Raw genomic sequence first — 15048 nt, forward strand, 5'->3', positions numbered from 1 at the left:
CCGTCGAACGGCGGCCGGGCGCGGGTCAGTTCGGCCCGCCCCAGTGGAAGAGCGCCATGGCCACGCTGGTGGCGAGGTTGTAGCTGGAGACCTGGGGCCGCATCGGCAGGGCCAGCAACGTGTCGGCGCGCGACCGCAGTCCGGCGGAGAGTCCGTGCCGTTCGGAGCCGAAGGCGAGCAGCGCGTCGTCGGGGAGGGTCACCGACCGGATGTCCTCCCCCTCCGGATCCAGCGCGTACAGCGGACCCGGTGGGAATTCGTCGGGTGACAGCCGCTCCACGGCGGTGGCGTAGTGCAGTCCGGCGCCGGCGCGGACGACGTTCGGATGCCAGGGATCGAGCTCCCCGGTGGTCACCACACCGGTCGCCCCGAATCCGGCCGCGAGCCGGACCACCGCCCCGACGTTTCCGAGATTGCGCGGATTGTCGAGGACGACGACGGGTGAGCGACGGTCCACCGCCTCCAGCGCGGCCAGGTTCTCCGTACGCTCACGCCTGACCGCCAGGGCGGCCACCCGCGTGGGGTGCGCCTTGGGCACCAGTTCCCGCAGTTCGTCGGCGGAGACGTCGACCAGGGAGCGCCGCAGCGTGTCGGTCAGATCCCCGGCGAGCTCGGCCGCGAGGGCGAGCGCCGCCTCCTTGTCGCTGGTGACCGCGAGCCGCACGTCCGCGCCGAAGCGCAGGGCGTGCTTCAGCGCGTGGAAACCGTCGAGCACCACGGCGCCGGGGGCACTCTCCTGCCAGAGCCGCAGGGCGTTCGCGGTATCGACATCGTTCATCGGCCCAGCGTAGGCGGCGCGGCAAGGAGCGCTGTCACCGGACGAGTGAGCGGTCCGCGTCCACGCCGGGCGGCGCGGGAGGCGCCTTCGCCTCGGACCCCGCGTCCTCCGGCTCGCGCTGGTCCGGCACGGTCGCCCCGTCGGCGTCCTTGAGCACCGGCCCTCCGGTGAACCGCCGTCGCAGCCGCGTCGCCGCGTGGCCGAGCCGGACCATGAAGCTCGTCGGCAGGAACACGGCGTCCGCGGCGATCATGGCGAGCGAGAAGAACGGCAGCCCCAGCAGGACCGCGATGCCCGCGTGCTCCAGCATCATGGCCACCAGCAGGACGTTCTTGACCCGCCGGTTGAAGAGCGTGAACGGGAACGCGACCTGCACCATGACCGTGCCGTACGTCAGCACCATCACGATCAGACCGCTGGACGCCAGGATGTCGGCGAGCGCGGGCCAGGGGGCGAAGTAGTCCAGGTGCAGCGGGTAGTAGAGCGCGGTGCCGTCCTGCCAGCGCGAACCCTGGATCTTGTACCAGCCGGCCGTGGCGTAGATCAGACAGACCTCCGCCATGATCACGAAGAGCGCGGCGTTGTGCGCCAGGTTCGCGACGACCTCCAGCAGCGCGCGCGGCTCACTCCTCGGCGCGTAACGGTTCGCCGCCCACCACAGCCCTTGCGAGAGCCACAGCGTCCACAGGAGGGCGGTCATCCACCACTCGCCGCCGGTCGTGTCGAGCAGCGTGCCCAGCAGTCCCACGCCGAGCACGACCCACAGGACGGGCCCGGCCCGGTCCACCGGCGCGGTCCCCCCGGAGGCCACCAGGCGCGCGGCGCGGGCCTCCCTGCGTGCGTCCAGCGACCAGACCCGGCCGCAGCGTGTGAGCACCAGATAGATCGCCATCAGATGGATGACGTTGTCGCCGCCGTCGCCCATGAAGATGCTGCGGTTCTGGAGGGACAGCACGCCGACCATGAAGAGCACCGACATGGCGCGGGTGCGCCAGCCGAGCATCAGCAGGGCGCTGGACACGACGGCGACGGCGTAGACGATCTCGAACCAGACGGCGCTGTCCGACCACATCAGCGTGGTGAACGCGCTGTTGCCGGCGATCAGCTGCTGGGCGAGGTCCCAGCTCCACGGGCCGCCGGGCCCGTACAGCTCACGCCGGTTCGGCAGCTCACGCAGGAGGAAGAGGAGCCAGGCGGCGGCGAATCCGATACGGACGACCGCGCTCTGGTGGGGGCCGAGGGGCCCGGAGGTGACGCGCTGGAGGGCGAGCGCGGCCTGACGGGTGACGGTCCCCGCGTGGGCGGGGCGGTTCATCCGGTGGCCTCCGTACGGCCGTCGCCGGAACCGTCGCCCGGGCCGTCGTTCCGCACGCCGTCGGAGAGATCGGCCGGGGTCACGGTCCACCACGGGAAGACGCGGTAGCCGGGCTTGGTGTCGGTCTTCTCGTCGCTCCACGGGGGCGCCTGGACGACCCGGGAGGCGGAGCGGAGCTGGATACGGCCGACGGGACCGCCGAGATCGTACGACTCCAGGCGCAGCATCACGATCCTGCGTATGTACTTCTCGGAGAGCTCCCCGCGCAGACCGTTGGGGCGGGCCTTGTCGTCGTGGGAGTTGGCGAAGAAGTCCCAGCCCCGGCGCAGCTCGTTCTGGTCGACATGGCTGGGGAAGGGGTTGCCGCGGATCGACCGGGCGTCCTCGGCGGTCAGATTGATCCAGCCGGTCGTGTCGCGCGACCCGTCGGTCTTCGTCACGTCGGCGCGCACCTCGACGGCGATGTTCTGCTGGAGGGGATTGGGGGCGAACAGCTTCCAGTTCTGCTCGAACTCCGGATAGATCCAGTCGCCGACCTGCTCGCTGTACTCCTTGGAGACGGTGTTCTGGGGCGCGACGTGCAGGAACACCATGGCCACATGGCCCACGGCGACGAGTCCGACGACCGCGAGGGCGACCGCGGCGACCACCTGGTACGGGAAGGAGAGCCCGGCTATCCCGGCCGGTGGAGCCGCTGGTGCGCCCGCTGGTGGACCCGGTGGTGATTCCGGGTTCCCACCCTTGTCGTCGTTCGAATCCATCCCGCCCCGATCCCCGTCTTCCCACAGTCGGTTATCCACAGGGTTGACACCCTACGGGCCGCCGACCGACCATTGAAGTCCATGAACCGAACGATCGGTCGGTAGGGGGCCCGGATGACGGCAGTGACCGCGGGGACGGCTGTGGAGGCAACGGTGGAGACGACGGCAGAGGCACACGAGGCGGCGTTCGACGCCGCGGTGGCCGCCGACGAGCGCATCGAGCCCCGCGACTGGATGCCGGAGGCCTACCGCGCATCGCTCGTCCGCCAGATGGCCCAGCACGCGCACTCGGAAATCATCGGCATGCAGCCGGAGGCGAACTGGATCACGCGCGCGCCCTCGCTGCGGCGCAAGGCGATCCTGATGGCCAAGGTGCAGGACGAGGCGGGGCACGGGCTGTATCTCTACAGCGCGGCGGAGACGCTGGGCACCAGCCGGGACGAGCTGCTCGACAAGCTCCACGCCGGCCGCCAGAGGTATTCGTCGATCTTCAACTATCCGACGCTGACCTGGGCGGACGTCGGCGCGATCGGCTGGCTGGTGGACGGCGCGGCGATCACGAACCAGGTCCCGCTCTGCCGCTGCTCGTACGGGCCGTATGCGCGCGCGATGGTCCGTATCTGCAAGGAGGAGTCCTTCCACCAGCGCCAGGGGTACGAATCACTGCTCGCCCTCAGCCGCGGCACGCCCGCGCAGCACGAGATGGCGCAGGACGCGGTGAACCGCTGGTGGTGGCCCTCGCTGATGATGTTCGGCCCGCCGGACGACGAATCGGCGCACTCCGCGCAGTCGATGACCTGGAAGATCAAGCGGCATTCGAACGACGAGCTGCGGCAGCGGTTCGTGGACATATGCGTTCCCCAGGCCGAGACGCTGGGTCTCACACTCCCCGACCCGGACCTGAAGTGGAACGAGGCGCGGGGGCAGCACGACTTCGGGGCGATCGACTGGGACGAGTTCCGCGAGGTCCTGAAGGGCAACGGCCCCTGCAACGAACAGCGGATCGACCAGCGGCGCCGCGCCCACGAGGAAGGCGCCTGGGTGCGCGAGGCGGCGACGGCGTACGCGGCGAAGCACGGCGGCGCCAAGAGCGCCGGCCCGACGGAGAAAGAGGCGACGGCATGAGCGGTTCGACCCAGTGGCCTCTGTGGGAGGTCTTCGTACGGTCCCGCCGTGGGCTCTCGCACACGCACGCGGGGAGCCTGCACGCCCCGGACGCGGAGATGGCGTTGCGCAACGCCCGCGATCTCTACACCCGGCGCAGCGAAGGGGTGTCGATCTGGGTGGTCCCCTCCGACTCGATCACGGCGTCCTCGCCGGACGAGAAGGACTCGTTCTTCGAGCCGGCCGGTGACAAGCCGTACCGTCACCCGACGTTCTACGAGATCCCGGAAGGGGTGCGTCACCTGTGACCGGCACCGGCACCGGCACCCCGACCGGCTCCGCGCTCGCCCTCGCCGACGACGCCCTGATCCTCTCGCACCGGCTGGGGGAGTGGGCGGGACACGCGCCCGAGCTGGAGGAGGACGTGGCCCTGGCCAACATCGCGCTGGACCTGCTGGGCCAGGCGCGGGTCCTGTACTCCCTCGTGGGGGACGAGGACGAGCTGGCCTATCTCCGTGAGGAGCGCGCCTTCCGCAATCTCCAGCTGGTCGAGCAGCCCAACGGCGACTTCGCCCACTCGATGGCGCGCCAGCTCTACTTCTCCACCTACCAGCGGCTGCTGTACGAGGAGTTGGCGACCGGGGACGGACCGTTCGCCGGGCTCGCCGCCAAGGCCGTGAAGGAGGTGGACTACCACCAGGACCACGCCGAGCAGTGGACGCTGCGGCTCGGTGACGGCACGGCCGAGAGCCATGAGCGGATGCGGCGGGCGTGTGCGGCGCTGTGGCGGTTCACCGGCGAGATGTTCCAGCCGGTCGAGGGTGGGAGCGGCGCCGAGGATGAGGGCTACGGCGACGGGCTGGACGGCGTCAACAGGCGGAAACTGGAGGAGCGTTGGCTCTCCTCGATCACCGACGTGCTGAAGCGCGCGACGCTGACCGTGCCCGAGGGACCGCGCACCGGAGCGTGGACGGCGGGCGCGGGAAGGCAGGGCCTGCACACCGAGTCCTTCGGCCGGATGCTCGCGGAGATGCAGCACCTGCACCGCAGCCATCCGGGAGCGTCATGGTGACCGGCGCGAGAGACAGGACAGACCCTTCGGGCACGTCGGAGGTGACGGGTCCCGCCGGCACCGCACCGGCCGGACCGACAGCGCTGGAGAGCGAACTGCGCGCGCTCGCCGGCTCCGTCCCCGACCCCGAACTGCCCGTGCTGACGCTGGAGGAGCTCGGTGTGCTGCGCGCCGTGCATGTCCCGGGACCGGGCAGGGTCCGGGTCGAGCTGACCCCCACCTACACCGGCTGCCCCGCCATCGAGACGATGTCCACCGACATCGAACGGGTGCTGCACGAGAGGGGGATACCGGACGTCTCCGTCGTCACGGTCCTCTCCCCCGCCTGGTCGACGGACGACATCAGCGCCGAAGGCCGCCGCAAGCTCGCGGAGTTCGGCATCGCCCCGCCCCGCCCGCACAGCACGGACGGACCGGTGCCGCTCAGCCTCTCCATCCGCTGCCCGCACTGCGGCTCGACGGACACCGAGCTGCTGAGCAGGTTCTCCTCCACCGCGTGCAAGGCGCTGCGCCGCTGCTCGTCGTGTCGTGAACCGTTCGACCACTTCAAGGAGTTGTAGATGTTCCATCCGCTCCGAGTCAGCGAGGTCGAGCGGCTCACGGACGACTCGGTGACCGTCACGTTCGCCGTGCCGCCCGAGCTGGACGAGAGGTTCCGCCACACACCGGGGCAGCACATCGCGCTGCGCCGGACCGTGGACGGCGAGGAGATCCGTCGTACGTACTCGATCTGCGCGCCCGCCGGCGAGCGCCCGGTGCTGCGGGTGGGCATCCGGCTGGTCGAGGGCGGCGACTTCTCGACGTACGCCCTCAAGGAACTCGCCGTGGGCGACACGGTCGAGGTCATGGAGCCGACCGGCCGCTTCGTACTCCCGCCGCGCCCCGGCCACTTCGCCGCGATCGTCGGCGGCAGCGGGATCACCCCGGTGCTCTCGATGGCCACAACGCTTCTCGCCCGGGAGCCGGACGCCCGGTTCTGTCTGATCCGCAGCGACCGCACCGTGGCCTCGACGATGTTCCTGGAGGAGGTGGCCGACCTCAAGGACCGCTTTCCGGACCGCTTCCAGCTGGTCACGGTCGTGTCCAGGGAGGAGCAGCAGGCCGGGCTACCGTCGGGCCGGCTGGACGAGGAGCGCCTGGCGGGACTGCTGCCGGCGCTGCTCTCGGTGGACGGGGTCGACGGCTGGTTCCTGTGCGGCCCGCTCGGTCTGGTCAAGGGCGCGGAGCGGGCCCTGCGCGGCCTCGGCGTCGCGCGCGGGATGATCCACCAGGAGATCTTCCACGTCGACGAGGGCGCCCTGCCCCCGTCCACCGGCGCCGCGAGCCCCGCTGCGGGCAGCACGCTCACCGTGACGCTGGACGGGCGTTCGGGAAGCTGGCCGGTCCAGGAGGGGGACTCCCTGCTGGAGACGGTGCTGCGCAGCCGGGCGGACGCGCCGTACGCGTGCAAGGGCGGCGTCTGCGGGACCTGCCGGGCCTTCCTCGTCTCGGGCGAGGTGCGGATGGACCGCAACTTCGCGCTGGAGCCGGAGGAGACGGAAGCGGGCTACGTACTGGCCTGCCAGTCCCGTCCGGCCACGGCCGAGGTCGAGTTGGACTTCGACCGCTGACGGCAGCGGACCGCCCCACGGCGGGAGGTGACGCCCGGCGCCCGGCGTCCCACGGGGTCCGCTGGTGACATCGGCACCGGACCCCGTGCCGGAGAGCACGCGAGCGGAGGCAACAAGCCGCGAGCGGCAGATAGGCCGGTTCCGGACGACTTTCGCGGACGGCCCGCCCGTCGCCGAGGCGGGCGGGCGCGGCCCGTCACGATCGAACCGGCGGCACGCCGGTCGGTGGCCCGGGCGCCACGGCGGCCAGGAGGTCTACCGGTCGCCGTGAGTCGTCAGGCGTCAGGCGTCAGGCGTCAGGCGTCAGGCGTCAGAGCACGAACGGCTGGGCGCCGTTGTCGGTGACCATCGGGCGCCCCGCGCCCTCCCACGCCTGCATGCCGCCGTCGACGTTCGCCGCGTCGATGCCCTGCTGCACCAGATACTGCGTGACCTGCGCGGACCGACCGCCGACGCGGCACATGACGAAGGCCTTCCGGCCGTCGGCCACCGCCTCGGTCACCTCACCGAGCCGCGCCACGAACTCACTCATCGGGATGTGCAGCGCGCCCTCGACATGGCCCGCCGCCCATTCGTCGTCCTCACGGACGTCGAGCACCAGACCGTCGGACGGGACCGCCGCGGCGTCGACCGCGGGCAGCTGGGCAAAACTCATGTGATGTGCCTTCTCTCGTACGTGTGGGTCCCCGGGTGCGACAGATACAGCAGGTACAGCCTCGCGCACGCGGGCCGCTATCCCTGTACCAACCGGGCCAGTTCGGACTCGCGTGCCGAAACCTCCGCGAGCAGCTGCTCGGCGATCTCCTCCAGCAGCCGGTCGGGGTCGTCCGGCGCCATCTGAAGCATCGCCCCGATCGCGCTCTTCTCCAGCTCCTGCGCCACGAGCGACAGCAGCTCCTTGCGCTGGGCCAGCCACTCCAGCCGGGCGTAGAGCTCCTCGTTCTCGCTCAGGCGCGGCTCCTTCGGCACGGGCCCCGCCGCCCACTCGTCGGCGAGCTGCCGGAGCAGGCCCTCGTCCCCGCGTCCGTAGGCGGCGTTCACGCGCGTGATGAACTCGTCCCGGCGCTCCCGCTCGGCGTCGTCCTGCGCGAGATCCGGGTGCGCCTTGCGGGCCAGGTCGCGGTAGAGCTTGCGGGCCTCGTCCGTCGGCCGTACCCGCTTCGGCGGCTGCACGGACTGGTCGGTCAGCATCGCGGCGGCCTCGGGCGACAGACCGTCGGAGTCGAGCCAGTCGTGGAACAGCTCCTCGATGCCCGGCATCGGCTGCACCATCGCCCGTGCCTCACGCGCCTTGCGCAGATCCTCGGGGTCGCCCGACCGGGAGGCACGGGCCTCGGCGATCATCGCGTCCAGCTCGTCCAGCCGCGCGTACATGGGGCCCAGCCGCTGGTGATGCAGCCGGGAGAAGTTCTCCACCTCGACCCGGAAGGTCTCCAGCGCGATCTCGAACTCGATCAGCGCCTGCTCCGCCGCCCGCACGGCCCGCTCCAGCCGTGCCTCCGGCCGCTCAGTCCCCGACCGCGCGCCCGCGGCGCCGTCATCACCCTCGGCCCCGCCGACCGCGTCCCCGGCGCTCTCAGGGGCATCCACGCCCCCCGTGGCAGCCCCCGCCGCGCCTTCCACACCCTGCGCGCCCCCGGCGGCATCCGTCGTGGCATCCGTCGTCGCGTCCGGCACGTCTGGCACGTCCTGCTCGTCGTCGTTACGGATCGTCGGCTCCCGGAAGGCGTCCTGCGTCACCCGTCCAGCCTACGGGCGAACCCGACCCCCTCCTTCACATCCCTGGCCAAAGGCCCCCCGGGAACCGCCGAGCCCCGCCGATTCCCGGCCCCGCCCGGCCCCGGAACGCGTCTTTCGGACCGTGCCGCCCTCACACCCCGAGCTCAGCGGCGATCCGCCCGCTCCTGACGGCCGTCACCAGCTCCGCGTGATCCGCCTCGGTCCGGTCCGCGTACGCGACGGCGAAGGCCGCGACCGCCTCGTCCAGATCCTCGTTCTTGCCGCAGTAGCCCGCGACGAGCCTCGGGTCCACGCTGTGCGCGTGCGCCCTGGCCAGCAGCGCGCCGGTCATCCGCGCGTAGTCGTCTACCTGGTCGGCCGGCAGCGCGGCCGGATCCACACTGCCCTTGCGGTTCCTGAACTGCCGTACCTGGAACGGTCTGCCGTCCACCGTCGTCCAGCCCAGCAGGTTGTCGCTGACGACCTGCATCCGCTTCTGCCCGAGCACCACCCGGCGCCCCTCGTGCTCCACCTCCGACGCCGGGAACCCCGCCGCCTCCACGAACGGCAGCAGCGCCGACGCCCGCGCCTCCTTCACCTGAAGCACCAGCGCCTCGCCCCGGTGATCCAGCAGCAGCACCACATACGAACGGGTCCCGACACTGCCGGTGCCGACCACGCGGAACGCCACGTCGTGGATCGCGTACCGCGCGAGCAGCGGCAACCGGTCCTCCGAGAGCGTGTCCACGTACTCACCCAGCGCGGCGGCGACCGCCGCCGCCTCCCCGTCCGACACCCGCCGCAGCACCGGAGGCGCGTCGACGAACCGCCGCTGCCCCGCCCCGCCCGCACCCGGTCCCTCGCCGTCGCCCTCGCCCACGATCTCCGTCGACTTGGCGGCGAACCGCGCGCTCGTGTTCTTGCGCGCCTTCTCCGACACCCGCTCCAGCGTCCCCATCAGATCGCGCGCGTCCGTGTGGGAGACGAGCTCCTCGTCCGCGATCGCGTTCCACGCGTCCAGGGCCGACAGCTTCGACAGCAGCCGCATCGTGCGCCGGTACGCCCCCACCGCGTCCCGGGCGCCCCGGCGGCACGTCTCCTCGTCCGCGCCCGCCTCCCGCCCGGCGAGCACCAGCGAGGTCGCGAGCCGCTTGACGTCCCACTCCCAGGGCCCGACCACGGTCTCGTCGAAGTCGTTCAGATCGATCACAAGACGGCCGCGCGCGTCCCCGTACAGCCCGAAGTTCGCCGCGTGCGCGTCACCGCAGATCTGCGCGCCCGCACCCGTCACCGGTGTCCCCACCAGGTCGTGCGCCATCAGACCGGCCGCGCCCCGCAGAAACGCGAAGGGCGAGGCGGCCATCCGGCCCACCCGCAGCGGCGCCAGCTCCGGCACCCGGCCGCGGTTCGACTCCTCGACGGCGCGCACCGCGTCCGGCCGCGAGGCCGAGAGCACCAGCGAATCGTGCGAGGACCTCGGCACCCGCTCCCGCAGGGCCTTCCCCGCGTCCTTCGGCGTGCTTCCCGCCCCGCCGGGCGCCAGGCGGCGCGCGAAACCGGGCACCACCGGAATGCGTTCGTCCGTCACCACCGAACCGGCCTCACCCATGGAAAGCCGCCTCCCCCGTGCTCGCCCAACATCAACTACCCACGACGGTACTCCCGTGTCCCACGGCCGTCTCCCCCTGTGGATAACCCCAGAACCCCCAGCTCCCGGTGGTGTCGCCGGTGCGTGGTCCGCAGAGTGAAAGGGCGGGGGCTACTTCTCGGGCAGGCCCCGGTCCGCCCTCGGGCACCCGCTCTCGCCGGCCAGATGCTTCTCGGCCCACCGCCCCAGTTCCTGCAGCGCGGGCTCCATCGCCGTCCCCGCGTCGGTGAGCCGGTACGCGACCCGCAGCGGCGGTCCCTCGTCGACCTCGCGCACCAGCAGGCCCGCGCCGGCCAGCTCGGTCAGCCGGTCGGACAGCATGCGCTCACTGATGCCGGGGATCGCTCGCCTCAACTCCGCGAAGTGCACAGGGCGTTGCATGAGGACGGACACGATCAGCCCGGTCCACCTCTTGCCGAAAAGCTCGAAGACGCGGGTCATCCCCACGTCTGCCGGCTTGCACGTGTCGTCCGAGCGTCCCTCCATGCCCACCAGAGTACTGCGAATCCCAGGGAGACCTAATGAAAAGTAAGCTGCTGTGTTATCAATAGGTACGTACGAAAGCGCGGCGACGCGAGCACCGGCATCCGCCGGTCCGCGCGCACCGCCCACCCGTGTGTCCGTTCATCCGTCGTCACCCCCTGGAGAGCCCCATGGCCACGTTGCTGCACATCGACTCCGCCGTTTCCCCGCAGGGATCCGCCTCCCGCGAAGTCACCGCCGCCTTCGTAGAAAGCTGGCGCGAGCAGCACCCACAAGGCGAGGTCGTCTACCGCGACCTCGCGGCGGCACCCCTGCCGCACCTGAACATCGCCGCCGTCGTCGCGGGCCCCGAGAACGCGCTGCGCGCGGAGCTCGCCGCCGAGCTGGCGGCCGCGGACGCGGTACTCATCGGCGCCCCGATGTACAACTTCACGATCCCGTCGACCCTGAAGGCATGGCTGGACCACGTGATCATCAGCGGTCACAACTCCGGCGAGAACAGCCTGATCAAGGGCAGGCCGGTCACGGTCGTCGCCAGCCGGGGAGGCTCGTACGCGGCCGGCACCCCGCGCGAGGACTTCGAGTTCGTCCAGACCTATCTGGAGAAGGTCCTCAACGAGATGTTCGGGGTCGAGGTCGACTTCATCGTCCCGGAGTTGACCCTGGCCCACCAGGTGCCCGCGATGACCGACCTCATCCCGCTCGCCGAGGCGTCCCGGGCGAAAGCGCAGGAGGAGGCCGCGCGGAAGGCCAAGGCCCTCGCCGCCCGCCTCGCCGCCTGAGACGCCTGAGACGCCTGACGCGCCGGGAACTCGGCGCGAGCGACCGATCGACCCGCACCCGGGGCCGCCCCGGGTGCGGGTCGATCCGTGCGCAGACCCCCGCGGCGGTGTCGGCGTACCCGCGCGGTGACATGCGTCACCGCACAACTCATCACCCTCGCATCACGATCAACCTCAGCCCCGCACACCACACAGCGCACCGACGGCACCGAGGGACACCACCGGCCACACGTCGGAACAGCGGGATCCGGACATACGAGAAACGGGCCTCCGCCTGGACTTTCGTCCTTGGCGGAGACCCGTTCCTTCGGTCTCTCCTGGTGCGCGAGGGGGGAGTTGAACCCCCACGCCCTTGCGGGCACTGGAACCTGAATCCAGCGCGTCTGCCTATTCCGCCACCCGCGCATTGGGTGTGCCGTCGGGCCTCTCACCTGCTGGTGTGATCGCCTGGCGACATCGAAAAGATTAGCACGCTGCACAGCGTGGAATCACATCGGTTTGTCTCGGCAACCCGGCCGGGGAACAAGCAACCTCGAGCGGCCTCCCCCCACTCCTCCTGAGCGCACCCCGCGTGCGGGACACTGTCCTGAGGCCGCCTCTACGATCCGTGTGAGAGGTGACACTCATCGACGGGGCAGACAAGGGGAACCAGCCGATTTCCCGACGCGTGGATACGATCAGTAAGCAGTACCAGGACGGCAACGACGGAGGAGGTGCCCCATGGGAGTCCTGAAGCGATTCGAGCAGCGACTCGAAGGTCTGGTCAACGGCACCTTCGCGAAGGTGTTCAAGTCCGAGGTCCAGCCCGTGGAGATCGCCGGCGCCCTTCAGCGTGAGTGCGACAACAACGCCACGATCTGGAACCGCGAGCGCACCGTCGTCCCCAACGACTTCATCGTGGAGCTGAGCGCGCCCGACTTCGAGCGCCTCAGCCCGTACTCGGGACAGCTCGGCGACGAACTCTCCGGGCTCGTCCGCGACTACGCGAAGCAGCAGCGCTACACCTTCATGGGCCCGATCAAGGTCCATCTGGAGAAGGCCGACGACCTCGACACCGGTCTGTACCGGGTGCGCAGCCGCACCCTGGCGTCGAGTACGTCACAGGGCCCCGAGCACGGCCCGGGACCCGCGCCCGCACCCGGGCGGGGCCCCGCGGCCCCGCCGCCCGCGGCGCCCGGTGGTTACGGCTACCCGCCCTCGTCCCCGCCCCCCATGCCCTCGACGCCCCCGCCGGGCGCCGGGCGCCCCGGACAGGCCGCGCAGCCGCCCTCGACACCGCCTCCCGGGGCGATGCCGGGAGCCCAGGTCCGCCGCTGGATCGAGATCAACGGCAATCGCCACCAGATCTCGCGCCCCACGCTGGTGCTGGGCCGCAGCACCGACGCCGACGTGCGGATCGACGACCCCGGCGTCTCGCGCCGGCACTGCGAGATCCGGACCGGAACGCCCTCGACGATCCAGGATCTCGGGTCCACCAACGGCATCGTGGTAGACGGACAGCACACCACCCGCGCTACGCTCCGCGACGGCTCGCGGATCGTCGTGGGCCAAACCACCATCGTTTACCGGCAAGCCGAAGGGTGAAGCGGGGGCAATGTCAGAGCTGACCCTGACGGTCATGCGGCTAGGTTTCCTAGCCGTTCTGTGGCTGTTCGTGATTGTGGCCGTCCAGGTCATTCGGAGCGATCTGTTCGGCACACGTGTCACGCAGCGCGGCTCACGCCGCAACGCCGACGCACGGCCGCCGCAGGGCGCCGCCCGCCAGAACCCCGCGCCGCCCGCACAGCGGCAGCAGGGCGGCAGGCAGCGCCGGGGGGCGCCCACGAAGCTGGTCGTCTCGGAGGGCATCCTCACCGGCACCACGGTGGCCCTCCAGGGACAGACCATCACCCTGGGACGGGCGCACGACTCAACGATCGTGCTGGACGACGACTACGCGTCCAGCAGGCATGCCAGGATCTACCCGGACCGGGACGGTCAGTGGATCGTCGAGGATCTCGGGTCCACCAACGGCACGTATCTCGACCGGACCCGGCTCACCACCCCGACACCGATTCCGCCGGGCGCGCCGATCCGCATCGGCAAGACCGTCATCGAGCTGCGGAAGTAGTACGACAATGAGCGAGCGGAGCGAGCGAGCCGCGGCGGTCCTGACGTGGGACCGCGGCAGGCTCCCGACCGGAGGGTGGGCAGTGTGGCTCGAGACCGGCTGGCGCCACATTCGGCTGGCGAACCGACAGGAGAGGCGCGCATGAGTCTTTCTCTGCGCTTCGCCGCCGGGTCGCACAAAGGCATGATCCGGGAGGGGAACGAGGACTCCGGCTACGCCGGTCCCCGGCTCCTGGCCATCGCCGACGGCATGGGCGGCCAGGCCGCCGGTGAGGTCGCCTCGTCCGAGGTGATCTCCACGCTCGTGCAGCTCGACGACGACGTGCCGGGATCGGACATCCTCACCTCGCTCGGTACGGCGGTCCAGCGCGCCAACGACCAGCTGCGCGTGATGGTCGAGGAGGACCCCCAGCTGGAGGGCATGGGCACCACGCTCACCGCCCTCCTGTGGACGGGCCAGCGCCTCGGCCTCGTACACGTCGGCGACTCCCGCGCCTACCTCCTGCGCGACGGCGTGCTCACGCAGATCACGCAGGACCACACCTGGGTGCAGCGCCTCGTCGACGAGGGGCGCATCACCGAGGAAGAGGCCACCACCCACCCGCAGCGCTCCCTGCTGATGCGCGCGCTGGGCAGCGGCGACCATGTGGAGCCCGATCTCTCGATCCGCGAAGTCCGCGCGGGCGACCGCTACTTGATCTGCTCCGACGGCCTCTCCGGCGTTGTCTCGCACCAGACCATGGAAGAGACCCTGGCGAGCTACCAGGGCCCGCAGGAGACCATCCAGGACCTCATCCAGCTCGCTCTGCGCGGCGGCGGTCCCGACAACATCACCTGCATCGTCGCCGACGTCCTGGACGTCGAGTCCAACGACACCCTCGCCGGGCAGCTCAACGACACCCCGGTCGTCGTCGGCGCGGTGGCGGAGAACCAGCAGCTGCACGCCGCCGAGAGCGACCCGTCGATGCAGACGCCCGCCGGCCGCGCGGCCGGCCTGGGCCGCCCCGTACCGCAGCAGCACCAGCCGCCGCCGGGGGGCTTCGGCCCGCCGGGCAGCGGAGACGGAGCCGGTTACGGCGGCATGCCGCCGGACGCCGGCTTCGGCGCTTACAACGACGACGACTTCGTCAAGCAGCGCTCCGGCGGAAAGTGGTTCAAGCGCTCGTTCTTCGTCGCGCTCGCGCTGGTGGTCGTGGGAGGCGGTCTGTACGGCGGCTACCGCTGGACCCAGACCCAGTACTACGTCGGCGCCAACGACGAGCACGTCGCGCTCTACCGCGGCATCAGCCAGGATCTGGCGTGGGTCTCGCTGTCGAAGGTCGAAGAGGACTTCGCCAAGATCGAACTCAAGTACCTGCCGCCGTACCAGCGCAAGCAGGTCGAGGACACGATCGCCGAGGGCAGCAAGGCCTCCGCGCGCACCAAGATCGAGGACCTCTCCAAGCAGGCCGCCGCGTGCAAGAAGGACGAACAGCGCCGTGAGTCCGAGCGCGCGGCGAACGCGATCACCGGCGAGGGCGAGGCCGGCGGTACGACCGGGACGAAGCCGAAGACCGGGACCAGCACCGACACCAAGCCGAAAGAAGCGTCTCCCACTCCGGGCCCCAGCCTCTCGGAGGAGGAGCAGAAGCTGGCCTCGAACTGCGGTAAGCAGTAGCCGGCCGTAA

16 protein-coding genes and 1 tRNA gene are annotated in these 15048 nt (G+C 71.0%); 9 read left to right on the forward strand and 8 right to left on the reverse strand.

Annotated elements, in window-relative coordinates; all coding sequences use genetic code 11:
* Window positions 1-25: 25 nt before the first annotated feature.
* The 3 genes from ACFWU9_RS19955 to ACFWU9_RS19965 are packed head-to-tail and all read right to left on the reverse strand — an operon-like array spanning window position 26 to window position 2854.
* On the reverse strand, window positions 26-778 hold the full coding sequence (locus ACFWU9_RS19955; RefSeq protein WP_384320115.1) for a TrmH family RNA methyltransferase: 753 nt from the start codon (window positions 776-778) through the stop codon (window positions 26-28).
* A 34-nt stretch (window positions 779-812) separates the two neighbouring features.
* Complete coding sequence (locus tag ACFWU9_RS19960; protein WP_384320117.1) at window positions 813-2093, reverse strand: HTTM domain-containing protein; 1281 nt, start codon at window positions 2091-2093, stop codon at window positions 813-815.
* A complete protein-coding gene (locus ACFWU9_RS19965) occupies window positions 2090-2854 on the reverse strand; it encodes a DUF5819 family protein (protein WP_384320119.1) in 765 nt (254 codons plus the stop codon). The genes ACFWU9_RS19960 and ACFWU9_RS19965 overlap by 4 nt, the downstream gene beginning before the upstream one ends.
* A 114-nt stretch (window positions 2855-2968) precedes the next feature.
* On the opposite strand from ACFWU9_RS19965, the gene paaA reads away from it, so the two are divergent.
* Genes paaA through ACFWU9_RS19990 form a run of 5 tightly spaced genes read left to right on the forward strand, consistent with a single transcriptional unit; the run spans window position 2969 to window position 6640 of the window.
* Window positions 2969-3979 (forward strand): 1,2-phenylacetyl-CoA epoxidase subunit PaaA, encoded by a 1011-nt coding sequence (paaA, locus tag ACFWU9_RS19970; protein WP_384320121.1) that lies wholly within the window; start codon window positions 2969-2971, stop codon window positions 3977-3979.
* Window positions 3976-4266, forward strand: coding sequence for a 1,2-phenylacetyl-CoA epoxidase subunit PaaB (gene paaB, locus ACFWU9_RS19975; RefSeq protein WP_384320122.1), 291 nt, complete (start codon window positions 3976-3978; stop codon window positions 4264-4266). The genes paaA and paaB overlap by 4 nt, the downstream gene beginning before the upstream one ends.
* Window positions 4263-5030: a 1,2-phenylacetyl-CoA epoxidase subunit PaaC gene (gene paaC, locus ACFWU9_RS19980; RefSeq protein ID WP_384320124.1), complete on the forward strand. Its 768-nt coding sequence runs from the start codon at window positions 4263-4265 to the stop codon at window positions 5028-5030. Before paaB ends, paaC begins: the two co-directional genes overlap by 4 nt.
* Window positions 5024-5590, forward strand: coding sequence for a 1,2-phenylacetyl-CoA epoxidase subunit PaaD (gene paaD, locus ACFWU9_RS19985; RefSeq protein WP_384320126.1), 567 nt, complete (start codon window positions 5024-5026; stop codon window positions 5588-5590). The genes paaC and paaD overlap by 7 nt, the downstream gene beginning before the upstream one ends.
* On the forward strand, window positions 5591-6640 hold the full coding sequence (locus ACFWU9_RS19990; protein WP_384320128.1) for a 2Fe-2S iron-sulfur cluster-binding protein: 1050 nt from the start codon (window positions 5591-5593) through the stop codon (window positions 6638-6640).
* 310 nt (window positions 6641-6950) lie between these two features.
* Here ACFWU9_RS19990 and ACFWU9_RS19995 read toward each other — a convergent pair whose 3' ends face one another.
* The 4 genes from ACFWU9_RS19995 to ACFWU9_RS20010 form a co-directional block, all read right to left on the reverse strand.
* Window positions 6951-7295, reverse strand: coding sequence for a rhodanese-like domain-containing protein (locus tag ACFWU9_RS19995; protein ID WP_384320130.1), 345 nt, complete (start codon window positions 7293-7295; stop codon window positions 6951-6953).
* A 77-nt stretch (window positions 7296-7372) separates the two neighbouring features.
* A complete protein-coding gene (locus tag ACFWU9_RS20000) occupies window positions 7373-8380 on the reverse strand; it encodes a J domain-containing protein (protein WP_384320132.1) in 1008 nt (335 codons plus the stop codon).
* 130 nt (window positions 8381-8510) lie between these two features.
* Entirely contained in the window at window positions 8511-9968 is a 1458-nt protein-coding gene (locus ACFWU9_RS20005; RefSeq protein WP_384320134.1) for a DUF2252 domain-containing protein, read from the reverse strand.
* 150 nt (window positions 9969-10118) lie between these two features.
* Window positions 10119-10493, reverse strand: a complete 375-nt coding sequence (locus ACFWU9_RS20010; RefSeq protein WP_384320137.1) for a winged helix-turn-helix transcriptional regulator — start codon at window positions 10491-10493, stop codon at window positions 10119-10121.
* 167 nt (window positions 10494-10660) lie between these two features.
* Here ACFWU9_RS20010 and ACFWU9_RS20015 point away from each other — a divergent pair, with 167 nt between their 5' ends.
* Window positions 10661-11272: an FMN-dependent NADH-azoreductase gene (locus ACFWU9_RS20015; protein ID WP_384320139.1), complete on the forward strand. Its 612-nt coding sequence runs from the start codon at window positions 10661-10663 to the stop codon at window positions 11270-11272.
* Between the two features lie 318 nt (window positions 11273-11590).
* Here the strand turns inward: ACFWU9_RS20015 and ACFWU9_RS20020 are convergent.
* Window positions 11591-11677 (reverse strand) — tRNA-Leu (locus tag ACFWU9_RS20020).
* 315 nt (window positions 11678-11992) lie between these two features.
* On the opposite strand from ACFWU9_RS20020, the gene ACFWU9_RS20025 reads away from it, so the two are divergent.
* The 3 genes from ACFWU9_RS20025 to ACFWU9_RS20035 all read left to right on the forward strand — a co-directional run bounded on the left by ACFWU9_RS20025 (window position 11993) and on the right by ACFWU9_RS20035 (window position 15038).
* Complete coding sequence (locus tag ACFWU9_RS20025) at window positions 11993-12856, forward strand: FhaA domain-containing protein (RefSeq protein ID WP_384320141.1); 864 nt, start codon at window positions 11993-11995, stop codon at window positions 12854-12856.
* A gap of 10 nt (window positions 12857-12866) precedes the next feature.
* Window positions 12867-13382: an FHA domain-containing protein gene (locus tag ACFWU9_RS20030; RefSeq protein WP_384320143.1), complete on the forward strand. Its 516-nt coding sequence runs from the start codon at window positions 12867-12869 to the stop codon at window positions 13380-13382.
* A 141-nt stretch (window positions 13383-13523) separates the two neighbouring features.
* Window positions 13524-15038 carry a Stp1/IreP family PP2C-type Ser/Thr phosphatase gene (locus tag ACFWU9_RS20035; protein WP_384320145.1) on the forward strand — a complete coding sequence of 505 codons (1515 nt, stop codon included), beginning with the start codon at window positions 13524-13526 and terminating at the stop codon, window positions 15036-15038.
* Window positions 15039-15048: the final 10 nt, after the last annotated feature.

This window comes from Streptomyces sp. NPDC058653 (assembly GCF_042716895.1).
Taxonomy (GTDB): Bacteria; Actinomycetota; Actinomycetes; order Streptomycetales; family Streptomycetaceae; genus Streptomyces.